The sequence below is a fragment of the Paenibacillus sp. Soil750 genome, from assembly GCF_001428045.1.
Lineage (GTDB): Bacteria > Bacillota > Bacilli > Paenibacillales > NBRC-103111 > Paenibacillus_E > Paenibacillus_E allorhizoplanae.
Map to the genome: position 1 here is coordinate 442,125 of NZ_LMSD01000040.1, position 23,731 is coordinate 465,855.

Below are 23,731 nucleotides of genomic sequence, written 5' to 3' on the forward strand. Positions count from 1 at the left end.
TGCTAGTTAAGAGAAATGACGAAAAGGCATGAAACTTAGAAGGGAAGCTACGGATTGAGATCCATTGGTCAGCAACTTCCCCTGAGCCTAGTACTTATTTAATATATCTGTTAATTGTGATAGCTCTTTGTCGCTCAAATATTTCTTAAGTGTCGCATTTACTTCATCAAGTTCTTGCGTAGTAATCCCATCTTCCAGAATCGCGGATAGCGTCTGCACCTCAGTCTGCGGCAGCTTAGCGACAACAAGTGAAAATATTTTCATTTTATCATCGCTCGAGAGGGCTTCTTTCTTTTTCGCAAAATCCTCTGTGGACATGACAAGCTCCTTCTTCTCGCTCTCCTCCGTTCGAGCGCTTCCCATCACGGCTATCGCATCGTCTTGATTTACAGTCGATGTATCTACACCGCCGCTTGACGAACTAATTCCGCCTACAGGTTGTTGATCATTCGGATTTGGACTTGAACTCGGGCTTGGAAACGCCCCTGACGGGTTGGGACTAGGAGTTGGCGAAGGCTTCTTCGTTGGGCTTTCTCCTGCTGCAGCCGTCTTCCCCCCGTCTTTCCCCTTAACTATATTCAGCTCTCCCGCCAATCTTGACGCAAATTCACCAAATTGAATCTTTTTACCCATCGCTGGTAGCTGATATTGTCGAAATATATCCTCCACGTACATGTTCACCACGTACCATGTTGTAAACATCGTAATTGATGTAATAAGGACGGTACTTATGACGATTTTACTTAACCAAGTTAATAGTTTCATACGATTTATATCACTCCTAACATTGCTTACAGCTAGATATGCTTCTCCTCCCAGTATGGACGAAAACCCTGCCATTATATCCCTGTAAGCAAAAAGAAAAATCCTCTAAGCTGCGAAAGCAGCCTAGAGGATTGTTTAGGTTATCTATGATTTAAGCGTAGATAGGACGAACCAAATTCGTTTGTTCACGGTTACGGCCTACGGAGAAGATTGCGATCGGGATGCCTGTAAGCTGAGATACACGCTCTACATAGTGTCTTGCGTTCTCTGGCAAATCACTCAACGTACGAGCTTCAGAGACATCTTCTGTCCAGCCTGGAAGCTCTTCGTATACCGCTTCGCACTCGGAGATAGCTTTCAAGCTCGCTGGGTAGTGCTCAATTAACTCACCGCGGTACATGTAGCCTGTGCAAATTTTGACCGTTTCTAGACCTGTCAGAACGTCAATGGAGTTCAAGGACAAACCCGTGATGCCGCTAACGCGTCTTGCGTGACGTACAACAACACTGTCGAACCAGCCAACACGACGCGGACGACCTGTTACCGTACCGTACTCGAAGCCTTTTTCACGAATCCAAGCGCCGATTTCATTATCCAATTCCGTTGGAAAAGGACCGTCGCCGACACGTGTCGTATAGGCTTTAGCAACACCGATGATGTTGTGAATCTTCGTCGGGCCTACGCCTGAACCGATACACACGCCGCCAGCTGTTGGGTTGGAAGAAGTAACATACGGGTATGTCCCTTGATCGATATCCAACATAACGCCTTGCGCACCTTCGAACAACACTCTGCGACCTTGATCGATATATTCGTTAAGGATAACGGATGTATCTTTCACGTATGGACGAATGATTTCTGCGTACGCCAGGTATTCTTTGAGGATTGGCTCCACATCAAGACCTGTCGAACCGTAGACTTGCTCGATCAATACGTTTTTCTCAGCAACGATACGACGAAGCTTCAATTCGAACTCTTCCGCATCCATCAAGTCCGCGATACGAATACCGTTACGAGCTGCTTTATCCATATAACAAGGGCCGATTCCTTTGCGGGTCGTACCGATTTTGCTATCACCTTTGCGATCTTCTTCCAGACCATCAAGCACCAAATGATACGGCATAATGACATGCGCGCGATCACTGATATTCAGGTTCGTTGTTGTAAAACCATTATCATGAATGTAATTAATTTCTTCAATGAGTGCAGCCGGATTAATAACCATCCCATTCCCGATCACACAAGCTTTATCTCTGTAAAAAATACCGGAAGGAATCATCGTCAGCTTATACTTTTTCCCACTGATAATGATCGTATGGCCTGCATTGTTACCACCTTGGTAACGCGCAACAACCTCAGCAGACTCCGCTAAGAAATCCGTGATTTTACCTTTCCCTTCATCTCCCCATTGCGTACCGACAACAACAACCGTTGACATATGCACTTACCTCCGTACGGTGACTAGTCACCCATAATGAGCCGTTATGGCTGTAAGACCACAGAGGAAAGTTGGACTTCATTAAAGCGCTAAAGCGTTCAGCGTCCATTGCACTTTCCCTCTGGCGATTCTGGTGATGCAACTACCTCTATTCACTGCTACACGCGGCAACAGACAAAAGAGCTAACTCTCACTTACTCACCGCAAAGGAACATCTGGTCTCTTTCGGCAGTGATCTGCAGGAAGGAAACCCACCCTTCGGCATGAAAAAACGACCTTATTTCGAGTTACCTGCCTGGGGCCGGCTTGTCGATCAAGGTTTTTTCACCGTCTTTAGTTTAGCAGTCCCCCATGCCAAAGTCAATGAAAAACGAACGATTATAGGGGTGTCTGTATAATTGTTCGGAAATTACGCAAACTATTTCGTTGCTGCCACTAAAAGAAGGGAAAGCTCTGTCTTTGCCAGTTTCACAGGCATTCTGTTCTCCATAAGATTCCTCTTGAGGGCATATTTTATGTCTGTTGCTGGAGAAAAACACTTTATAGGCGTAACAACAGCTGTAGGGGTGTTTTTCATGCTTACAGCGTGTGTAACCTAGATATCCGACCTGAAACTGAGCTGTAACCATGTTTTTCATCACTATTGCGACACTTTCTCGGATTCCACCGACTGTAGTGATGTTTTTCATGTTTACAGCGCACCGGCGGCTCCCCCGCTCCAACTCTCCCCCATATGAGTAGTGAATAATAAGGACAGTAATATGGAGTTATGAGTGTAATTAAAGTAGTTGGATAAAGAGAAAATGTGACGTAAAGTGGAGTAAAGTGAAGTAGGAGGAGAATGTGGAGTAATGTAGCAAAGTAGTGGAGATAACAAATGTATTCCCGATGGAGGAATGTTTCGTTCATTATCTAAGAACTCTCAAGTCCAGGTCCTCTCCCCCTGTCAAAAATGCAAAAGAGCACTTTTCGAATGGGTTTCCTCCTTCGTTATTGGAAATTGATGCAAATAGGCATCAATTTGAAGTGATTTCAGGAGATTATCATGAAATATGTTTAAAAGGTTGCCTATTTGCACGTATTTACCAACTACGACCACAAATTAGTAAAAAAGGTTGTATTTTTGCATTTTTGAGAGATGAGAGAGGAAGTAGAGAGAGTGTGGTCAATCCAACACTCCGCGCTGCCTCACAGCCTCAAAGTACCCCACCTACCAGCACTTCGCCAGTGCAAACGTGCCCATAGACTGCATAGCTTCGAATACCCTGCTTGCCGCTAACCCTCATTGTCTCCGCTTCTACAAACACCCGCTCGCCCCCACGTCCGCAGCACCCCGCTACGCCAGCAACAGCTCATCCGCCGGAATGCCACCCGACTCCGAACCTAACAACAGTGCAGTGCCCTCCTGCCCCCTCTACAAACAAAAAAACAGCCGTCAATACTGCGCGGCTGCTGCTTCTTGATGACTGCGATCCATATTCACGAATTTATTGAATTGTTTCAGGAAGGCCAGCTCGACGGTGCCTACGGGACCATTCCGCTGTTTAGCAATAATAATCTCGATAATGTTCTTCTTCTCGGATTCCTTATCGTAGTAATCATCCCGGTAGAGGAACGCTACGATGTCGGCATCTTGCTCAATGGAACCCGATTCCCGAAGGTCAGACATCATCGGACGCTTGTCTTGACGCTGCTCAACGCCCCGGCTCAGCTGCGAGAGAGCGATGACCGGTACATTCAGCTCACGGGCAATTTGCTTCAGCGTACGGGAGATCTCAGAGACCTCCTGCTGACGGTTGTCGCCACCCTTACCGCCACGGCCGGCAATCAGCTGCAAGTAGTCGATGAGGATCATGCCGAGCCCCTTCTCCTGCTGCAAACGACGGCACTTCGCCCGGATATCCGCGACCGTAATCGTCGGGGTATCGTCGATATAAATATTCGCCTCTGACAAGGCGCCAATCGCCATCGTCAGCTTCTCCCAGTCGTCGCCTTCGAGATAACCCGTCCGCATGCGGTTCGCATCGACGTTGGCCTCGGCGCAGATCATACGTTGTACGAGCTGCGCGGCACCCATCTCGAGCGAGAAGATCGCGACGGTCTCTTTGGCCCGAACGCCGACATTCTGCGCCACGTTCAGTGCGAACGCGGTTTTACCAACAGAAGGTCGGGCGGCCAGAATGACTAAGTCTGAACGCTGGAAGCCAGACGTCATCTTGTCTAGGTCAATGAATCCAGACGGGATTCCCGTTGACCCGCCCTTGTTCGAGTAGAGGTTTTCAACCTTCTCGAACACTTCCATCAGCACGTCGCGAATGACGACGAAGCCGCTGGAACTACGACGCTGCGAGATCTCGAGGATCTTCGCCTCCGCCTCGCTGAGCATCGCCCCAACATTATCCTCATTGGCATAGCCATTGGTGACGATCTGGGTCGCTGTCCGGATCAAACGACGAAGCATCGACTTCTCCTCGACAATCGCCGCGTAATAGTCGATGTTGGCAGCCGTTGGCACTGCATTCGCCAGCTCCGATAAATACGTTACGCCGCCGATTTCCTCAAGCTGCTGCTTGTTTTGGAGAAGCGCAGTTAATGTAATAAGATCGACAGGCTCTTGATCCTCAGCGAGCTCAACGATCGCCTCGAAGATGCGCTGATGAGCGCCGCGATAGAAATCATCGCTAGTTATCCGCTCCATCGCGGTGATCAAGGCATCAGCATTAATCAGAATCGCACCTAGGACGGCTTGCTCTGCTTCTATATTTTGAGGCGGAACACGATCCACAAACATATTATCTCCGTTGCTCATGCTACTGTGCCCGCCTTTCATTTTCACTATTCATAGTTTACTAGTTTTGTGTCTACAAGAGAGAAGAGCCCCGGACTGGGACTCTCGTTCGTTACTTTTTGCTATTCAAATCGCAATATTCTATGCCCTGAAGCCTACTTCTCTTCAGTTACTTGTACGTTCAAGCTAGCTGTTACTTCCGCATGAAGCTTAACTGGAACCTTCGTTACACCAAGGGTACGAATCGGCTCTTCCAGCACGATTTTACGCTTATCGATCACGATCTTATATTGCTTCTCAAGCACTTCCGCGATTTGCTTACTAGGAATAGCTCCGAACAAACGTCCACCTTCACCAGACTTGGCTTTAATTTGAACGGTCATTTCACTAAGCTTCTCGCCTAACGCCTGCGCATCTGCCTTCTCTTGATCTTTGCGGCGTTGCTCGGCTTTCTTTTGATTATCTAACACTTTGACTGTGCCCTGAGTAGCTGGAGCTGCAAGTCCTTGTGCGATTAGGAAATTTTGTGCGTACCCTTCGGATACTTCCTTCACTTCGCCCTTCTTACCTTGGCCTTTAACGTCTTTGAGTAAAATTACTTTCATTCGAAAAGTCCCTCCTCTTCCTGCATATCGGCTAGTACTTGTTTTAAGCGATTCGTCGCTTCTTCTAATGTACAGTCTGTTTGCGTCGCTGCATTGGTTAAATGCCCTCCGCCGCCCAGACGCTCCATCACAACTTGGACGTTCATTTGGCCGAGCGATCTCGCGCTGATCCCAATTAATCCATCCGGTCGTTCGGCAATTACGAAGGAAGCCATAATATTCGTCATATTTAACAATGTATCAGCAACTTGCGCGATCATCAACTGAGAATATTTACGTGAAGGCTCAGCCACTGCCAAAGCCACGTGTTCATAGATGGTTTCTGTGTGCTTAATAATCTCGGAACGCTCAATATAAGAATCCAAATCTTCCTTCATTAACTTCTGAATGAGAGCGGAATCTGCCCCATTGCGTCGCAGGTACGACGCGGCTTCGAAGGTTCTTGCGCCAGTCCGAAGACTGAAGCTCTTCGTATCTACAACTATTCCTGCGAGCAGCATCGTGGCCTCTAGAACCTCCATCGATAGCTTCTCGTTAATATACTGCAGCAGCTCGGTCACTAGCTCGCACGTTGAGGACGCGTACGGCTCCATATAGACGAGTGTAGCATCATGGATGAACTCTTCACTCCTACGGTGATGATCGACCACGACGACCCTGTGCGTCAGCTGGAGCAGCTTAGGCTCAGCGACCATGGATGCCTTGTGCGTATCCACGACGACGGCAAGTGTTCGCTGCGTCGTAATCTGCATGCCCTGCTCAGGTGTAATGAACCAACGATGCAGCCGTTCATCAGCTGAAATCGTCTCCATCACCTTCTGAATGGCTGGGTTTACGCCCTCCAGTACAATATAGCCTTCTTTACCGACGACTTGGACAGCTTTGAGCACACCAATCGCCGCGCCGATGGAATCCATATCTGCAAATCGATGACCCATGATGACGACTTTGTCACTATCTTTCATCAGATCACGCAGTGCATGTGAGATCACCCGAGCTCTAACTCGTGTACGTTTCTCGACCGCGTTCGTTCTCCCACCGTAGAAAGACAGTCGCTGTCCGACCTTCACCGTTACCTGGTCACCACCGCGGCCGAGCGACATATCCAGCCCCATTTGTGCCATTTGACCAAGTTCAGTGAGCTGTTCAGCCCCAGATGCGATCCCGATACTAAGCGTTAGAGGCAGCTTATTCTCAATTGTAAGATCGCGAACATCGTCTAGAAGTTCAAAGCGTGTTTGTTCTAACTGACGCAATGCCTTCTGATCCATCAAGATTAGGAAGCGATCTGATGAAGTCCGGCGTAAGTACAGCTGATTCTTCTGAGCCCACTCCGTAATTTCACCAGTAACCTTGGCCAGCATAAGGCTGCGTGCCTGATCATCTAATCCTTGGGTCGCTTCTTCCAAATTATCCATCATCACGATACCAATCGCCGTTTTACTATCTTCGTATTTCTTCGCCAGCAAAGCATGCTCCGTAATTTCACGCAGATAGAGGAGTCTCTCCTCAGGTTTGGACCAGACTTGATAAATAAATTGGCCAACTTTAAGTTCCAGTGTTTCGGCCTTGTCTTTCTTATTCTTGAGATCGGGGAAATAATCAAAGAGCGACTCACCAATCACCGAGTCTTGCCCTAGCATTTTCGCTACAAAAGGATTGTGCCACTCTATGCGTTTCTCTTCATTATATAAAATAATGCCGATGGGCAACCCGCTCATGACTTCATTGCCGGCTTTTTTCACCCGATGGGTTATCGTTCCGACGTACGTATTCAATTCTCTACGAAAAGCTGTCTCCGCTTGCAGCGTAAAATACGCCATTACTCCGCAGAGTAAGAAAGCCGTTAGGCCCAGCCACCATTTGAACATATAGATAATGGCTGTCAAGGCGATGAGCAGAACGAACATCCACACAATATGTTGACCGTGCCACCGCTTCAAAAGGAACTTCGGCATTCGAACTAGCTCCTAATCCTATAAATTTTTCTTGAACCGTTCACGGATTGGAAACGCAACATCAAATACCCCTAACAAGCTATACACAATAAATAGTGGCGGCATAAAGATTAGAATGATAATGGCCACAATTGGCAAAATCGGTTTCCACTTATTTGCATGCGCCACAAAAAACAAAAAGCCTATCGCCTGAACAGCGAATACGAGCATCAACAGCGGCATCGCATTCATCAGCAGTGTTGAAATGAGTGAGCTTGAATCGGGTACTGAGAATAAATCTAAAACAAAAGCCACTAAATAAATCCAAACAAGTGATCTTTGCAGCTTCCACTCTCTCATTGGACGTAAACCAGGGATACCTTCTCCTGTTTTGTTCAAGAACCACCGCGTTACCCCATGTGTTACAAAGGTAATGAACAACGCCACAAAAATCAAATACAACGGTATCACTTGCACGATGAATCCAACGTACCAGTCCTGATCTTTAGGTAAAATCTCCTGAATGCTACTCGGCATCGTTGCAATACTATCTATCATGAATTGCTTGAACTTAGTAACCGGGTCAAGACCTAAAGCAAAGCCTAGAAGCAGGCTTAATAATGATTCAGCCAAGACGGTAACGATACCCGCAGTTAATACGGATCTTGCTGCCGCTTTGCGTTTGTACAGGTTCCCCATCACTAACACGGGTGGTAATATGAACAACGCAATCGTTATTAAATAGAGACCTATCCACTGGGTAAGTAGGTAGACAACGAGCAAACTGAGTACATAACTTACGACGAAACGCTTCGTACTTGATTTGACGTATAACATAAGAACGGGTACCAACAGAAAACTACATGTAAAAATAATAAATGGTGTCATCAGCGATAGCAATGAAATAATCATAACAACGCTCCAAATGACACTCTGCCAACTTCGATTCCCCAACCGGGCTCACCTCTTACGTAAATGTTCTTCGAGCGATGAAATGTCGCCGTACCAATCCTCAAGTTGATGGCCCTCTTGGCGGTGCTTCTTCATTTTCTCAACAATAGCTTCGTCCAAACTGCGATAAGAAATCCCCAGTCTTCGGCCTAAAATATAGCCACTCGAAATCAAACTGGCTAATCCATCGACCATTTTTACATGACTACCTTCCCACATGCCTTTGAGCAAGTGAGCTACATGATCTACGACTTCTGTTTTGAGCCACTCAATGACTTTGGCCCGTCTGGCTAGGTCAACTTCTTTATCCCTATTCAGCAACCGTCATCACTCCTCATCTCCGCAGAAACGATATTGATCAATTATACCACAAAAAGGTACTAGAAAAGAAAGCCTCTAATCGAGCTCTCCGATGCCGTAGAAAAAGACAGCTGATCTTGACAGCTGCCTTGTTGGGGAATTGTATTATTTTAGGAAAAATGGTGCGAGATTAGGGATCCCGATGCCCCCTCAATTTGTAATTAACTGCTCCTTCAACGCTAGAATCTGCCCTTCCGTTATACCAATCGTTAGTAAATAGCGTTCCGCATTTTCGTACCGAAGCTCCAAATGGGATAACAGAGCCGCCATATATGCTGGATCACAACCTAAGAAGCTCTCATACACTTCATCGGGCACACTCGCTGGTTTTCCCTTCCGCAGTTCATCCATGATTGGCGTAATACAGGCATTCGTTAGCACATAGTCTTCCATAATTGTTCCATGTGGAACATTTGCAAGGTCTAACAATAGGGCTGAAACGACACCAGTACGGTCTTTACCTGCCGCGCAATGGAAGAGACTTCCGTGTATGGCTCCCTCTGCAAGCAAACTGAACACACGCAACAATTCAGCTTGCGAAGTTTCAAGCAAGTTAATATATAAATCACCTAGATTGCGAATTTGTGTAAGACTCGATGTGGCTGGATTGATCAAACTTACATTATGATAGCTCACTTGTTCGGAATCTGCGAACACGTTTTTCTTTTCCTCAAGCTCATGCACATTTCGCAAATCAATAATCGTCCGTACACCTCTGTTCACCAAATCTTGTTGGCTATCCGTACTAAGCATGTGCAAGCCATCCGCTCGAAATAGTACACCCCAACGCGTCATCCGCCCGTCCTTCGTCTTGTAGCCTCCTAGATCACGCAAGTTATATGCGCCTTCGACCTGTAAGACCCGCTGCTCATTGGCCATATGTGTCGTCATGATTATTCATCCGCCTTTATTCAAATTTGGTATACGTCAAATATCGAATTGTTTCAATTGCTGATGCAAAATCTCATTCACTTCATAGATCGCTTCTTTCGCATCCTGGATGTTCCCTTGCAAAAGAGCCTCATAGATCCGGGAGTTGATCCTTCTCCCCTGTCTCGGATTGGATAGAGATTGCGGATTCATTGTTCGATAGGAAACAACTTTGCACATATATTTACCTTTTATTTGCTCCAGAATCTGCATCATGTTCTGATTGTGAACTGTAGTTAGAATCGTCTCTATAAATAGCAACGAACTTTCATAATAGAGCCAATGGTCACCGTTGTCAGCCGCTTCAATTTGAAGATCAAGATGGTCACGTAACGACGTCAAATCGAAGGAAAGTCCTCGCTTTTCAGCAACATCGAATGCATAAATCTGCATAGAAACTAATACTTCAAACATGTCACAGAACTCTTTGGACGAAATATTTTTAACAAAAACACCCCGACCACGTACCGATTCCACGAATCCTTCTTGCTCTAATAAAGAGATAGCCGCCCGAATCGGCGTTCGACTCATGTTCAGTTGATCTGCCAATTCATTCTCTGACAAAAGGGTACCAGGCAAATAATTCGCATGAATAATGTGATTCCGAATTTCTTGATAGGCTTTCTTTTCTAGTGATGGTTTGGCCATGCTTTTCGTTTGAAGCAGATGCCCTTGCTGTGTGAATAATGAACTCATTAACGCAAACCGCCTTTGACGAAGGAATCAATAATTTGACGCTGTAGGATAAAATAAAGCAGAAGAATCGGCAAACTCGCCATCGTTGTCGCCGCCATCATCGGTCCCCACAGATTAGCGTCTGTGGACATAAACGATTGCAACCCGATTTGGAGAGTGGCATGCTCTGGTTTGTTCGTGACCAACAACGGCCAGAAGTAGTCATTCCATGAGGAAATGAATAATAGTACGCCAATAGAGGCAATGGATGCACGTAAATTCGGGAAAATAGTCCGCCACAGCACACTCCAATCGGATGCCCCATCCAGATGAGCCGCTTCAATTAACGTTCGCGGGAAGGATTTGAAAGTGTTGTACAGCTGGAGTACCGCGAATGCGGACACGATGTTAGGGATGATTAACCCCATCAAGGAATTTCGCAGCCCCCAACCACTAATGACTACATAGTTCGGAATCATGATGACCTGAAATGGAACCAGCCATGTCAATGAAATTAAGCCGTAGAAGAAACCTTTGCCGCGAAAATCCCAGCGCGTGAACGCATATGCCGCCAGAATGCTTGTGAGCAATTGGGCTGCTGTTTGACTAACAGCAACGATAATCGAGTTCGTCATCATACGAGCCATAGGAATCGCATGCCATGCCTGCACGTAGTTATCGAACGTCCAGTGGGTGGGAAGCAGTGATGTGGAGTACACTTCACCTGCTGGTTTAAAGGACGTGTTTAACATCCAGTAGAATGGGAAAATCGCTAGAAAGCTAAGCAATATCAACACGGTATGTTTACCGACGGTTGCGCTGCGGGATCCATTCAATCGCGGATTCTTCATGCTGATCCTCCTTCAATTATCGTAAAACGAGAGCTTTTTCGAGAGTTTCATGAAACCTAATGATATAAGTCCAGAACCAAGAAATACGCATACAGCGGCGGCCGAGCTCCAACCTACGGAGAACGTTTTGAATCCGTACGTCCATAGCAAGTAATAAATATTTGTAGTTGAATTTAACGGCCCTCCCTGCGTCAATACATTGACATACGAGAAGCTCCACTCTGCAGCAAATAACGTACTGAGCATCGCCATAAACATAATCGTAGGGGACAACAATGGCAGCAGCACATGCCAAATGATCTGCCAACGATTCGCCCGATCAATTCTAGCCGCTTCTATATAATCTTTATTGATGCCTGTCATCGCTGCAGAGAAAATTAACGTGCTGAAGCTGAGCAGCTTCCAACCTGTGATGGACGTGATCGACCAGATCGCCCACCGCTCGTCGGTGAAGAAGCGTATTGGTTCCTGAATATGCAGCGCAGCCTGCAACGTTTTATTGAGAATACCGCCCATCGGGTTCATAATCCAGTTCCACACGGCCGATACCGCAACAGGTGCCATGATCATGGGTACGAAAATTAACGCACGGTACGCATTGCGGGTACGCTGCCCGATGTTGTCCGTGGCAATCGCAATCAGCAGCGGTAAAAGTAGCGAAAATGGCATAACGCCAACTGTGTAAAACAAGGTGTTCAATAAGGCTCTACTCATCTCGGGCAGGGTAACTAGCTTCTCGAAGTTATCCAATCCCATGAATTCCTTCGGGGATGTCGGCAGCATGTTCCACTCGTAGAAGCTGAGCTGAAAGGTCTCAATTAAAGGACGATAGATCCAGAAACCAATCGATATCATGACTGGTAACAAATATAAATAAGGGATCAACTTTTTATAGGGGAACGGTCTTTTTACCTGCTGCACCGACTTCGGACGAGCCTTAGAAACTGTCCTCGTGATAGCATTGCTATTCATGGTATCCCTCCTAAATGTTTAGAACGGTCTCTCGGCGATCATCGAATGACCGATACATGGCAGAAGACAGAAGGATATACCCACCTCCTGTCTTCGCACCAATTATGGCATTAGTGATTGTGCACGTTTCTGAGCATCCTGCATGATGGACGTGGCATCTCCTGAACTCTGAATCGATTTCTGCACACCTTCGAGCAAGATCGTCTCAATTTGGCTCCATTTCGAACCCGGATAGGACACCCAAGGCTGCAAGCGAGTCAGCTGGTCTAGATTCGGCTTCACCAACGGGTTGGCTGCCACCCAGTCCTTCAGATACTTCGGATCGTCTACAATAGTAGGGCGAAGCGGCAGATACCCGATTTTGGACGTAATGATCGTGTAGCCCCGCTCACTAGTGACAAACTTGAGGAATTCCCACGCTGCCTGCTGTTTCGCTTTATCATCAGATAACACGAACAAGGCACTGCCTGAGTTAACTGGTGTTGTAGGTTTACTTCCGAAGGATGGCATCTGTACACCTTTCAGATCCCAGCCTCCAGCTTTAGAAGCGCTGAGCAAGGCGCTCTGTAATGCGCTTGTATACAGCAACATCCCAACCTTCGATTCGCTGAACGCTTGAATCACTTCCGTGTCGTTCATCTTGTCGCTTGCGCCACTTTGAACGAGATCCTGCCACATCTTGATTGCGCCAATCGCTGCGGGTTCACCGAACTGGATCGTTTTGCGGTCATCCGACAAGACCTTCCCGCCGTTACTGCCGATCAATGCCTGAACAATCCAGTCCGCTCCGGCAGCACCGCCTACATGCACACCTGAAGCTTTCGTTTTGGCTGCGATCTGCAGCGCATAAGTTTTCACTTCCTCCCACGTTTTCGGAGGGTTTTCTGGATCAAGACCAGCATCCTTGAATAGCTTTGCGTTATAGAATAAGACCGGTGTACTGAATGTAAAAGGAAGTCCGTAGGTTTTGCCTTTCAATTGACCTAATTTCAGTCCATTCGGAGAGAAGCCTTCGAAGTTCTTCTTCAGCTCGTCAGCTGGTACAATATCTTCCAATGCCTTCGCATTATAGTTCTGAACAGCGTAGTCCAAACCATCGAATACGAGCTGCGCAACGTCAGGACGCGAACCCGCCGCGATATCTGCCTGTACCTTCGTATTAATTTCCGTTGAAGTAACCGGAATCGCATCGATCTTAATGTTCGGATGCGCTGCCTCGAATTCCGTAATCAGTTGCTGCGTGCCTTCCTTTTGGCTAGCGATCGCTAAGTTGTAGCTATAGAACGAAATCGTAACTGGCCCGGTTGATGCGCTCTCCTTGCCATTTCCACATGCTGCTGTTACCAATGCAGTTAATGAAAGCAACATGATGATCTTTGTTTTGACTCGTGACATGTCACAGCTCCTTCTTATTATCGATCTATGGGCAGGATTAGACCTCAGCATGAATCTTCGATACATTCAGTTCATAGAGCAAGCGTTGTTCGCCAGGTAGGGTCATTGGTTGTACGATCATTTGTCCGTCCTTCACCGTGATCAAGTTGTAACCAGATCTATCGATGAATCGCATATTCGTCGAAGCTGACGGATCCAGACCGAAGGCAAGTCCATCTGCGGCTGCGCACAAAATGCCATTTAACATACCGATATTATGATAATGAATGTGCCCCGATAATAAGCCAATCACGTCAGTTCCTTCGATGACGCTTGCCAAATCCTGCGGGTTTTCCAATAGATGATCATCCATCATTCCCGTAGGTGTTTTCACAACTGGATGATGGTGCACAATAATCGTTCCGGATGGTGCCGGCTCAGCTAGCACTTGTTTAAGCCAAGCGAGCTGCACGTCATCTAGCCTACCGCCATGGGTCCCTGGTACTTGTGTATTTAACATCACGATGCGGAGGCCATCGGTCATGAAGCTATAATAATAGGATTCGTTCGATGGCTCTTCCCCTAGGAAACCTTCGCGAAATGGCTCACGGAAATCATGGTTACCCAGCGCGACATGAATCGGAATTCCGAGAAGCGCTTCTTCTTCGTCCAGCAGGCTTTTCAGAAAACGATAGTCTTCCAAATTGCCATCATGCGTCAAATCGCCGCTAATCACCACAAAAGATGGCTTCGCCTCCAATGTGCGAATTTCAGCACAAGCAGCGCGAAGCTTATCTGACATTTCGAGGCCGAACAATGGTTTCTTCCCTGGTGCGCTTATGTGAATATCCGTTAATTGTATGAAGAAAATCGGTTCCTTCGTCGTCATGTTATACACTCTCCCCGTGATTGTGCTGATGAGGCTGATAAGCTGTTAAATCATTGACTCCATCAAGATGAATAACGCGATATGTAGGCATTCCTCCGCGCATGGTTACCCATAACACGACATTCTCGTCACTAGGATTCGTGCCATCCCCATGTGCAAGACCACCAGTTCTACCAAGCTGTATGAACTCCGCATTACCTACTCGAGCGTACTCCATCGCATGCAAATGCCCAGCAAAAATGGTGTAAGAGCGATTCCCTAGCATCTGAATGAGCTCTTGGTATTCTTCGCTTTCTGATTTCCAACCTGGCTTATGCATGTTGACGAACGTCCATTTTGCATCCGCATTGTTTGCCAATACGCGTCTAAAGTAAGCAAGTTGCTCTTCACCAAAACTCAGCTTAATCTTGCCAAAACCTTGTAGTTCCTCAGGTGAAAGTGTTCCCTTCAGTTCATCAACAAAAGCACTCATGTGTTCATTGGCGCGTTCAGGTTCGCGTTTCACGTCTGCTGTTATCCGTTTGATGATGTCGATAAAGGCATCTGAGAACTCATCCGGTGTATGCTCCGTATTTAAAGAAAGGAAGAGCGTATCTCCTACACGAAACGCGTAGTAGTCCAAGCCTTTACGCTCGCGCCATACCTCTGCCATCGTTTGATTGCTATAGTCGTGATTGCCGATGACTGGAAAAAATGGAAGTCCCATCGCTGCAATTTTGTCGTCAATGTCATCCCATTCCTGATGCGTGTCCGCGGCGCTTTTCCAATAACCTTCAATCAAATCACCTACCGCCAAGACAAAGTCAGGCTTCAAATCCTTCGCCATGTCCAGCGCCTTCTCAAAAACTCCCTCCGTCGCCATCCCGCAACGATCCCCCATCACAACAAACGAAAAGTCTTCTCCCAGTTGACTAGGCATGCTCCCAAACCAAGGGCGTTTCTCTGTGGTCACTAGCTGATCCTCAAAGATCGTTACGTTCTTCTTTTCATCAAGCTGTACAGTTTGCATGGTTCCTATCTCCCTTCTATTGGTGAAAGCTTGTTCTTATCCTCAGTATGTAGGTTGTATGTAAGCAGAATATTAGCTTGATTTATAGATATTATTAATCTAGGTATCCTTGGGTCTGGCTGCGGCAAAAGCAAACCAACGACAAAAAAGCGAGCCCCCGCGGGCTCGCTTCTCCTCAAATATAAAAAGAGCAACCGGTTGCCCGATTGCTCTTTATTCCGAAACCTATTCCGTTGTGTAAGGAAGCAACGCGATTGTACGGGAACGCTTGATAGCGATCGTCAAAGCACGTTGGTACTTAGCGGAAGTTCCAGTTACACGTCTAGGAAGAATCTTCCCGCGCTCACTGATGAACTTTTTAAGAGTCTCGATATCTTTATAATCAATATGCTTGATTTTGTTTACAGTGAAGTAACAAACCTTACGGCGTTTGCCTTTACCGCCTTTGCCACGAGGAGCAAATTTGCGATCAGCACGATCATCACCATTATTGTCTCTTTTTTGGAAAGCCATTGTGTCTCTTCAGTCCTTTCTACGTTTAAAATGGCAAATCATCATCGGAAATATCGATCGGTTTCCCGTCATCTATGAAAGGATCCTGCTGCTCGCGCGATCCACCGCCACGATTGCTGCTTCCGCCGCCGCTATAGCCGCCTGCATTTGCATTAGAGGATCCGCCCTCTTCGCGATTCCCGCCGCCGCTAGATTCAAGGAAACGTACATTGTCGGCAATAATTTCGGTCACGTAAACACGTTTTCCTTCATTGTTGTCGTAGTTACGCACTTGAATGCGTCCTTCAACTGCTGTTAAACGACCTTTACGCAAGTAATTCGCGCAAGTTTCGGCAAGCTGCCTCCACGTGACGATATTGATAAAGTCCGCTTCACGTTCTTTCGAGCCACCGCTCGTGAAAGGACGGTCTACAGCAAGTGTGAATTGGGTAACTGCTACCCCAGCTGGTGTATAACGAAGTTCTGGATCTCTGGTCAATCGACCGATTAGAATAACACGGTTCAACATGGAATAACCCTCCTGACGAAAATACTGGCATTGATTAAGCTACGTCGTTTACGATTAAGTGACGAATAACTTCGTCCGAAATCTTAAGTACGCGATCAAGTTCAGTTACAACAGCAGGTTCTGCGTTGAAGTGTACAAGCACGTAGTGCCCGTCACGGAACTTCTTGATCTCATACGCAAGACGGCGTTTACCCATCAGGTCATGTTTGGAGATTTCTCCCCCACCGTTCGAGATGATGCCTTGAAATTTTTCTACCGTAGATTGAACAACTTCTTGCTCAACGTCAGTACGAATGATGTACATCAATTCATATTTGCGCATGTATTTCACCTCCTTTTGGACTAAGCGGCTCCTATTCTAACTTGCTAGGCAAGCGAAGGAGCAAGGAGCGAGGATTCTTTTCAAAACTCGCACCTGAATACTATAGCAAATCATGCGGCAAATTACAAGTTTTTATCACACGCTTCGCACAGGTGGAAGCTGGAAGTCCATCAGATACATGCTTCCCTCTCCTGCGGGCATTCTAACTATGATTGTTATTCTTACAAAGAGGTGATTCAATCGTGGGTGAATGGACACATTTTAATGAAGGCGATCATGTTCCTAACGACGGTGAATATATGGAAATTGGCGAGAATGCCTTCCATATGGGGATTAACAATCCCAAGACAGTTACCCTTCGTAAAGGGGACACCTTTCCAGCTACAAGCAATCATAATCGCAAATGGCACAAAAAAGGCGGCAAACGGATGTAGCTCTTCTATATGAAAAGAATAGAACACCTCTCAGTTTTAATGAGAGGTGTTCCTTTCTTCCACAATGCACTTTCTTATCTACCTTTATCCCAGACTACTTCTGGAACACACGCTTCTCTGAAATCTTCCCATCGTTAAAATAGACGATTTCCGCATAATAACCTGCTTGATTAGAGATCGCAAATTCATAGGTTCGTTTGCCATTCTCCTCTTTCACGAGCTTCCCTTTGGACCCCGTTTGCTTAACCAAATCATCGTAGGTACTCGTCAAAGTAATTTTCTCCACTTGTTCCTTCGTGAGCGTAGAAGGTTTCTCTGCGGCTCCGCCACCAGTTGTTCCCTTTGGTGTAGGTGTTGCCGTCACAGTCCCCCCTGCAGCGCCTCCTGCACTCGTCCCACTAGGCGTCGCTGAAGCCCCTGCTGAGGGCTGTACCGTCACACCTGCTGTAGGACTAACTGTACTCGTATCATCCTTCTTAGAGCAGCCTGAGGCCACCACAGCAAGCATTGCTAGGGCTAGTATCCATTTATTCATTTATCGCGTCCTCCTACGTAGCTATTTGCCATAACCTAACTGTTAGGTTGCTTCAGACCTTTACATTTTATCCCTCCTATTTCATATAAACCAATATCACCATATCGAAACAGAACAATAAAAAAGCCGCCCATATCCCCGAAGGATATAAACGGCTTTCATCTGGTGTGTTCTAGTACGGAAAGAGTGGGAGTCGAACCCACGCACGCCTCGCGACGCCTAACTGATTTCGAGTCAGCCCCCTTGGACCACTTGGGTACCTTTCCAAGAAAATGAGAACAGGACTTATTGTATCAAAAAAGTCTGTCTCTCGCAAGTGTTTTACTATTTTTTATGAAAAGTTTAGCTCGATTCTTCTTCTGTCACCGCATTACTGCGCAATATTTTTTTGAGCTTGCTCTCGAACTTCGTTCTTGGCACTAAGACGCTGTGCTTACAGCCTACACACTTAATCCGAATGTCCATCCCCATTCGAATAATTTCCATTTCATTTGTTCCGCATGGATGGGGCTTTTTCATCTGTACAACATCGCCAAGTTGGTATTCTTTCTTTTCCATCTTAGTTCCCCTCCACCTTTTCTTGTTTAATGCCATGGGTATCTAAATACTTCTTAATCTCTGCATTTAGAATACGGCTGACTTCGCCTTGCTTGTTCGGCTTACATTCCGCAATAACTCGTATCTTCAAGTCCGTGTTCCCAATCATTTGCACACCGAGTACTTGTGGCGCCTTAACGATACTCTCTGTGCGCTCATGCACTTCAGCGACAACTTCATTTAATAAGACCATCGCACGATCAATGTCAGCGTCATAGGCGATGGAGACATCGACGATAGCAATAGAATTATAAGTGGAAAAGTTGGTCACTTGCTTGATGTTTCCGTTAGGGATGATGTGAACCTCACCGGTCCAGCTTTTGATTCGAGTCACGCGAATGCCAATTTCCTCAACGGTCCCTTTGAATTGGTCAATCTGAATAACATCACCAACGCCGAATTGGTCTTCGAAAATGATAAAAAACCCTGTAATAACATCCTTCACCAAACTCTGTGCTCCGAAACCTATTGCCAATCCAAGAACACCTGCACCCGCTAGTAAGGGTCCAAGATTTAATCCTACTTGACCGAGAATCAACATGATAGCAACTAGATTTACTGTATATGCGATAAGATTATGTACGAGAATAGAAATGGTATTCGATCTTCGTCTATCAATTTTGAGCGGTGACTTCTCTCTCGCAATGACCATATGCGCGATTGTTTTGTCAGCAATTTTGATGATAACTCTAGCAATGACATAGATGAGTACAATTTTGATAGTGATCCAGAATATGGAGGCAATGATTTCAGGTTTACTGATATGCTCCCGAATCCAATGCGTCAAATCTTGGAAATATTTTGTTTCAAAAGACACTAGTAAGCCTCCTTACTTTTCTACTATGGTACCATATCCATCTTCTTTTTTAAAATATATGCCTCTAATTTCGACGTTCTCGCTCTCTATAATCTCTTGAACTTGCACAAGATCTGCTCCTGGAAATTCAATAGAAAGTGCGCATCCCGCTGTAATCTCTTTCGGCGTAGGTCTGATATCGATCTCAATATCCGCATACTCTAGCAGCATCTCAGCTCTTAGTGCTTGTTGGGTAGAATCGAAAGCTAGCAACATGATAGAAAATTCCAGAGAAAGCTCTCCTCTCTACGTATAAATGTACCTCTATCTCCATATACTAGTAAAAAAGATTTACTACTTTGGAGGGATATCATGAAATTCCATTTCGGATTCGACGGCGATAAAACCCCAGTGCAAGAACCTTTGAAAATTCAACATACCGATTCCAATACACCTCATCTCCTCGCCAAGCATTTGCAATCGATTTTCAGTAAACTACCAACCTATCAACCTATCGTCGTCATTTGCGTAGGAACGGATCGTTCTACAGGCGATGCTCTCGGCCCTCTTGTTGGCTCCCATCTAAATCGTACGACTACGCTCCGCAATCTTCATTTGTTCGGTACCTTGGATGAGCCTGTCCACGCTATGAATTTAGCCGAAACCGTTGAAACCATTCACAAGCAATTTCAGAACCCTTTCATCGTCGCTGTTGATGCTTGTTTAGGGCAAGTTGCCAGTGTCGGCTGCATTCAAGTCGCTCATGGACCACTCAAGCCAGGTGCAGGTGTTAATAAAGATCTGCCTCCCGTTGGTGATATTCATGTAACTGGTATCGTTAATGTTGGCGGCTTCATGGAATACTTCGTTTTGCAAAATACGCGGCTCAGCCTCGTCATGAATATGGCTACCGTTATTGGTGATGCCCTTTACGCTTCGATCAGACGAACGCAATCCTTTGCACCGAGTGCTACGACTGCTTTAAAGTTTGAGTAAGTGTTTCCTTCTCTTCTGGACTTAACGTGTAACTGGATTGCCCCTTCGCGATCGGCTTCGCATATACATACATTTGCTCTCGACTATGTATTCCTGTAATGATCACACCATCCTGTTCTTCGTTCAGCATCGCCAACGAGAAACTGAGATCACTACCACCTTCATTGAAGGCATTATATCGACGAACTTTAATGTTCGATGTCATCTGCTTCATGGACTGATGTATATTAGATATTTGGGTCGAAGCCTTAACGGATTCGGCCTTTTGCTCGTTCAAAGCGTTCTGCATATCAATAAGTAATTGTTCCATATTCTCAGCGCTTGTACCATTGATCATCCGTGTATATCGTTTCCGCAAGGATGACAATCGAATTGAAATAATGATGACCATAACCAATAGCACCAGAATGAATGCGAAACAGACTAACATCACGTATTCCGCATTCAAGCCAAACAGTTCCCCCATGCCTTATCCCTCTTTCTACTTCGCATATTGCGCTTGAATCTCTTTGACAGCTTCAATCAGTGCCGATACCTCTTCGTCCGTTGTAAAATACCCGATACTCGACCGCACGGCTCCCTTGGCCAATGTGCCAGCAACTTCATGTGCAAGCGGTGTGCAATGATAACCAGATCGCACGGCAATTTGAAACGACTGGTCGAGGATAAAAGCAACTTCAGATGAATCCACATCTTGAATGTTAAAGGAAACGATTCCTGTTTTATTTTGTCCAAGCTTTGGCCCTAGAATCGTTACCCCTTCAATTCCCAGTAGCCCTTCCATTAATTGCTGGGTATGTGCCCATTCTTTCGCATGAATCTTGTCCACGGTTTCCGCTAGGACGAACTTCACGCCTTCATTCAAACCAGCGATGCCTGGCGTGTTCTGAGTCCCTGCTTCATAACGATCAGGCCGTACTGTCGGCTGGTGGATAGCCTCCGACTGACTGCCCGTCCCGCCGTGCAGCAACGGTTCTAGTTCAATGTCCGGATGGATGTATAACCCACCCGTCCCTTGAGGCCCCAGGAGCCCCTTGTGGCCTGGGAAGGCGAGCATGTCGATGTTCATATCTACGACATGAATAGGCAGTACACCGGCGCTCTGAGCCGCGTCTACAAGCAGCTTCGCGCCATGGCTTCTGCATAGCTCCCCAATCTCTCCAATTGGCATTATGGTGCCGAGTAGATTGGAGCTGTGATTCACCACAACGAGTGTAGTATTTGAGCGAAACGCTTCTTTCAAATCATTTAATTGCACATTCCCCTCCTCATTGTGTGCCAAATAAGTAAGCTCGACGCCAATTGAGGCTTTTAAATATTCTAGCGGTCTTCTCACCGAATTGTGCTCAACATTCGTACAGATCACATGATCGCCAGGCTTTACAAAACCTTTGATCGCTTGGTTTAGTGCATGTGTCGTATTTAATGCAAATGAAATATCGTTTGGGTTTCGCACACCGAATAACTTGGCTAGATTCTTTCTCGTCTCGAACAACGTACGACTTGCTTTCACAGCCATCTGATGACTGCCTCTGCCAGGATTAGCTGCATACTCCTGCATGCATTGCATCATCGCATCCATCACCGTTGGCGGCTTCGGCCATGAGGATGCTGCTTGGTCGAAATACATAACGTCTTTCATATGTCCAGCCCCTTTCGAGAAATCCCTTCCCCGCATTACTTGAAACTACCTTTTTCAATTATATATGGTCAAAAATATAGCATACCTTAGTTTGTTCCTTCTGTTCGAAAGAAAAACATAGGTATGCTAGCAATTTCTAAGAGATTTTACCTTGCAATAATTCTAGCAGTCGGTTGAGATCGTCTTTTGAATAGTAGAGCAACTCGATCTTCCCTTTATCCTGCTGACTCTTAATTTTCACGGATGTCCGATAAATGTCTCGCAATTGCTCTTCTGCTTGATTAATATACGGATCTCTATTTTTTTCTTTTTGTTTTGCCTTTTCCTTTTCAGGGCCAGGTGGTTCTTCTAGCATCTTAATTGCTTCTTCAAGCTCTCTAACACTCCACTGTTTAGAGATCGTTGACTCTGCAAGTTCTTTCTTAATCTTATCGTCCTTCACACCAACAATTGCTCTCGCATGCCCCATGGATAATGTTCCACGTGAAACATATTGTTTAATTGATTCAGGAAGGGAAAGCAATCTTAGGAAATTGGCAATATGAGATCTACTCTTACCAACCTTCGCTGACAGCTCTTCTTGTGTCAAAGAGAATTGATCAATGATACCTTGGTAAGCAAAAGCAATCTCAAGCGCATTAAGATCCTCACGCTGCACGTTCTCAATCAATGCGATCTCCATTACCTGTTGATCAGAAAGAATTCTTTCCACAGCCGGAATGGTAGGCGTTCCTGCAACTTGTGATGCACGGAAACGACGTTCACCCGCAATGATCTCGTAGCCCTTAAGAACCTTCCGAACAATGATAGGCTGAATGACGCCATGCTCCTTGATCGACTCTGAAAGTTCCTTAATACTATCTTCATTAAAATGCTTTCTAGGCTGATACGGATTGGCTCTCAATTGAGCCAGTGGAATCTGAATGACTTTATCGCTCTCATCAATATGCAAGGACGTTATTAATGCGTCTAATCCTTTACCTAAACCTTTAGAGAGGCCTTTGGTCATACTGAGATCACTTCCTTAGCAAGTTCTAAATAAACTTCCGCGCCCTTTGATCTAGGATCATACGTAATAATGGATTGCCCATGACTCGGCGCTTCACTCAAACGTACATTACGGGGAATAATCGTTTGATAAACCTTTGTTTGGAAGTACTTTTTAACTTCTTCAATAACCTGAATACCTAAGTTCGTCCTTGCATCAAACATCGTCAATAGGACACCTTCAATTTGAAGTCCTGTATTTAAATGCTTTTGCACCAATCGCACTGTGTTCAGAAGTTGGCTTAAACCTTCTAAGGCGTAGTATTCACACTGAATAGGGATGATTACGGAATCCGCGGCAGTTAAAGAATTGATCGTTAAAAGGCCAAGTGATGGAGGGCAATCTATCAAAATATAATCATATAAGTGTTTGACAAGTTGAAGTGACTTCTTTAATCGAACTTCTCTTGAAATGGTTGGAACCAATTCAATCTCTGCACCAGCTAGTTGAATCGTTGCCGGAACAATTTTAAGATTCGGTACATTTGTTTCCACTGTTGCATCTTTTGGATGTACGTCATTAATTAATACATCATAAATGCAATTTGTAACATCAGCTTTATTCACACCAATACCACTTGTTGTGTTCCCTTGCGGGTCAATATCGACCAAAAGAACGCGTTTACCAAGCGAAGCTAATGAAGCGCCTAGATTCACAGAAGTCGTCGTCTTGCCGACGCCACCCTTCTGATTCGTTATTGCAATAATTTTAGACAAAACCATTTCACCTCTATCGCTTATGTTCCATAATGCTATTTAACAAGCAGTAGTACTATCTTACCATATCTATTAATCAG

The 23,731-nt window shown here is 45.8% G+C and carries 27 protein-coding genes and 1 tRNA gene; 2 read left to right on the plus strand and 26 right to left on the minus strand.

Annotated elements, in window-relative coordinates; all coding sequences use genetic code 11:
- Positions 1 to 87: 87 nt before the first annotated feature.
- From ASL11_RS29345 to rpsF, 17 genes are all read right to left on the minus strand, one after another.
- Complete coding sequence (locus tag ASL11_RS29345; protein ID WP_056622620.1) at positions 88 to 765, minus strand: hypothetical protein; 678 nt, start codon at positions 763 to 765, stop codon at positions 88 to 90.
- Between the two features lie 151 nt (positions 766 to 916).
- Entirely contained in the window at positions 917 to 2,203 is a 1,287-nt protein-coding gene (locus tag ASL11_RS29350) for an adenylosuccinate synthase (RefSeq protein ID WP_028557210.1), read from the minus strand.
- Between the two features lie 1,435 nt (positions 2,204 to 3,638).
- On the minus strand, positions 3,639 to 5,012 hold the full coding sequence (gene dnaB, locus ASL11_RS29355) for a replicative DNA helicase (protein ID WP_056622622.1): 1,374 nt from the start codon (positions 5,010 to 5,012) through the stop codon (positions 3,639 to 3,641).
- Between the two features lie 134 nt (positions 5,013 to 5,146).
- Positions 5,147 to 5,596, minus strand: coding sequence for a 50S ribosomal protein L9 (rplI, locus tag ASL11_RS29360; protein ID WP_056622624.1), 450 nt, complete (start codon positions 5,594 to 5,596; stop codon positions 5,147 to 5,149).
- Positions 5,593 to 7,554: a DHH family phosphoesterase gene (locus tag ASL11_RS29365; RefSeq protein WP_056622626.1), complete on the minus strand. Its 1,962-nt coding sequence runs from the start codon at positions 7,552 to 7,554 to the stop codon at positions 5,593 to 5,595. The genes rplI and ASL11_RS29365 overlap by 4 nt, the downstream gene beginning before the upstream one ends.
- Positions 7,555 to 7,572: 18 nt before the next feature.
- On the minus strand, positions 7,573 to 8,487 hold the full coding sequence (locus tag ASL11_RS29370) for a DUF2232 domain-containing protein (protein WP_056622629.1): 915 nt from the start codon (positions 8,485 to 8,487) through the stop codon (positions 7,573 to 7,575).
- Positions 8,488 to 8,493: 6 nt separating this feature from the next.
- Complete coding sequence (locus ASL11_RS29375) at positions 8,494 to 8,805, minus strand: MazG-like family protein (protein WP_056622632.1); 312 nt, start codon at positions 8,803 to 8,805, stop codon at positions 8,494 to 8,496.
- Positions 8,806 to 8,994: 189 nt separating this feature from the next.
- A complete protein-coding gene (locus ASL11_RS29380; RefSeq protein WP_056622634.1) occupies positions 8,995 to 9,735 on the minus strand; it encodes a tyrosine-protein phosphatase in 741 nt (246 codons plus the stop codon).
- Between the two features lie 36 nt (positions 9,736 to 9,771).
- Positions 9,772 to 10,470 (minus strand): GntR family transcriptional regulator, encoded by a 699-nt coding sequence (locus tag ASL11_RS29385; RefSeq protein WP_056622636.1) that lies wholly within the window; start codon positions 10,468 to 10,470, stop codon positions 9,772 to 9,774.
- Positions 10,470 to 11,300, minus strand: coding sequence for a carbohydrate ABC transporter permease (locus ASL11_RS29390; protein ID WP_056622638.1), 831 nt, complete (start codon positions 11,298 to 11,300; stop codon positions 10,470 to 10,472). Before ASL11_RS29390 ends, ASL11_RS29385 begins: the two co-directional genes overlap by 1 nt.
- Before the next feature lie 12 nt (positions 11,301 to 11,312).
- Complete coding sequence (locus ASL11_RS29395) at positions 11,313 to 12,272, minus strand: carbohydrate ABC transporter permease (protein WP_063795717.1); 960 nt, start codon at positions 12,270 to 12,272, stop codon at positions 11,313 to 11,315.
- Between the two features lie 102 nt (positions 12,273 to 12,374).
- Positions 12,375 to 13,667 carry an ABC transporter substrate-binding protein gene (locus tag ASL11_RS29400; protein WP_056622640.1) on the minus strand — a complete coding sequence of 431 codons (1,293 nt, stop codon included), beginning with the start codon at positions 13,665 to 13,667 and terminating at the stop codon, positions 12,375 to 12,377.
- A gap of 37 nt (positions 13,668 to 13,704) precedes the next feature.
- On the minus strand, positions 13,705 to 14,535 hold the full coding sequence (locus tag ASL11_RS29405) for a metallophosphoesterase family protein (RefSeq protein WP_056622642.1): 831 nt from the start codon (positions 14,533 to 14,535) through the stop codon (positions 13,705 to 13,707).
- Between the two features lies 1 nt (position 14,536).
- Positions 14,537 to 15,544, minus strand: coding sequence for a metallophosphoesterase family protein (locus ASL11_RS29410; RefSeq protein ID WP_056622644.1), 1,008 nt, complete (start codon positions 15,542 to 15,544; stop codon positions 14,537 to 14,539).
- Positions 15,545 to 15,769: 225 nt separating this feature from the next.
- Positions 15,770 to 16,057 carry a 30S ribosomal protein S18 gene (gene rpsR, locus ASL11_RS29415; RefSeq protein WP_028557221.1) on the minus strand — a complete coding sequence of 96 codons (288 nt, stop codon included), beginning with the start codon at positions 16,055 to 16,057 and terminating at the stop codon, positions 15,770 to 15,772.
- Positions 16,058 to 16,082: 25 nt separating this feature from the next.
- The gene (gene ssb / locus ASL11_RS29420) at positions 16,083 to 16,565 is read right to left on the minus strand and encodes a single-stranded DNA-binding protein (protein WP_056622646.1); all 483 of its coding nucleotides are present in this window, start codon (positions 16,563 to 16,565) and stop codon (positions 16,083 to 16,085) included.
- A gap of 34 nt (positions 16,566 to 16,599) precedes the next feature.
- Positions 16,600 to 16,887 carry a 30S ribosomal protein S6 gene (rpsF, locus tag ASL11_RS29425; protein WP_056622648.1) on the minus strand — a complete coding sequence of 96 codons (288 nt, stop codon included), beginning with the start codon at positions 16,885 to 16,887 and terminating at the stop codon, positions 16,600 to 16,602.
- A 242-nt stretch (positions 16,888 to 17,129) separates the two neighbouring features.
- On the opposite strand from rpsF, the gene ASL11_RS29430 reads away from it, so the two are divergent.
- The gene (locus ASL11_RS29430) at positions 17,130 to 17,321 is read left to right on the plus strand and encodes a YjzC family protein (RefSeq protein WP_028557224.1); all 192 of its coding nucleotides are present in this window, start codon (positions 17,130 to 17,132) and stop codon (positions 17,319 to 17,321) included.
- A gap of 94 nt (positions 17,322 to 17,415) precedes the next feature.
- On the opposite strand, the gene ASL11_RS29435 is transcribed toward ASL11_RS29430, so the two are convergent.
- The 5 genes from ASL11_RS29435 to ASL11_RS29455 form a co-directional block, all read right to left on the minus strand.
- A complete protein-coding gene (locus ASL11_RS29435) occupies positions 17,416 to 17,856 on the minus strand; it encodes a hypothetical protein (protein WP_056622650.1) in 441 nt (146 codons plus the stop codon).
- A 178-nt stretch (positions 17,857 to 18,034) separates the two neighbouring features.
- Positions 18,035 to 18,122 (minus strand) — tRNA-Ser (locus ASL11_RS29440).
- Between the two features lie 76 nt (positions 18,123 to 18,198).
- Positions 18,199 to 18,414 (minus strand): DUF951 domain-containing protein, encoded by a 216-nt coding sequence (locus ASL11_RS29445; RefSeq protein WP_056622652.1) that lies wholly within the window; start codon positions 18,412 to 18,414, stop codon positions 18,199 to 18,201.
- A 1-nt stretch (position 18,415) separates the two neighbouring features.
- Entirely contained in the window at positions 18,416 to 19,270 is an 855-nt protein-coding gene (locus tag ASL11_RS29450) for a mechanosensitive ion channel family protein (protein ID WP_056622654.1), read from the minus strand.
- 12 nt (positions 19,271 to 19,282) lie between these two features.
- Positions 19,283 to 19,525 carry a DUF3343 domain-containing protein gene (locus ASL11_RS29455; protein ID WP_063795718.1) on the minus strand — a complete coding sequence of 81 codons (243 nt, stop codon included), beginning with the start codon at positions 19,523 to 19,525 and terminating at the stop codon, positions 19,283 to 19,285.
- A gap of 96 nt (positions 19,526 to 19,621) precedes the next feature.
- Here ASL11_RS29455 and yyaC point away from each other — a divergent pair, with 96 nt between their 5' ends.
- Positions 19,622 to 20,245: a spore protease YyaC gene (gene yyaC / locus ASL11_RS29460; RefSeq protein WP_056622658.1), complete on the plus strand. Its 624-nt coding sequence runs from the start codon at positions 19,622 to 19,624 to the stop codon at positions 20,243 to 20,245.
- Here yyaC and ASL11_RS29465 read toward each other — a convergent pair.
- The 4 genes from ASL11_RS29465 to ASL11_RS29480 all read right to left on the minus strand — a co-directional run bounded on the left by ASL11_RS29465 (position 20,220) and on the right by ASL11_RS29480 (position 23,651).
- Positions 20,220 to 20,711, minus strand: coding sequence for a DUF4446 family protein (locus ASL11_RS29465; RefSeq protein WP_056622660.1), 492 nt, complete (start codon positions 20,709 to 20,711; stop codon positions 20,220 to 20,222). The two genes, yyaC and ASL11_RS29465, sit on opposite strands and share 26 nt — an antisense overlap.
- Before the next feature lie 15 nt (positions 20,712 to 20,726).
- Positions 20,727 to 21,887: an aminotransferase class V-fold PLP-dependent enzyme gene (locus ASL11_RS29470; protein ID WP_056622664.1), complete on the minus strand. Its 1,161-nt coding sequence runs from the start codon at positions 21,885 to 21,887 to the stop codon at positions 20,727 to 20,729.
- Positions 21,888 to 22,023: 136 nt separating this feature from the next.
- Positions 22,024 to 22,896, minus strand: coding sequence for a ParB/RepB/Spo0J family partition protein (locus ASL11_RS29475; protein WP_056622671.1), 873 nt, complete (start codon positions 22,894 to 22,896; stop codon positions 22,024 to 22,026).
- Positions 22,893 to 23,651, minus strand: coding sequence for a ParA family protein (locus ASL11_RS29480; protein WP_056622827.1), 759 nt, complete (start codon positions 23,649 to 23,651; stop codon positions 22,893 to 22,895). Before ASL11_RS29480 ends, ASL11_RS29475 begins: the two co-directional genes overlap by 4 nt.
- Positions 23,652 to 23,731 lie beyond the last annotated feature (80 nt).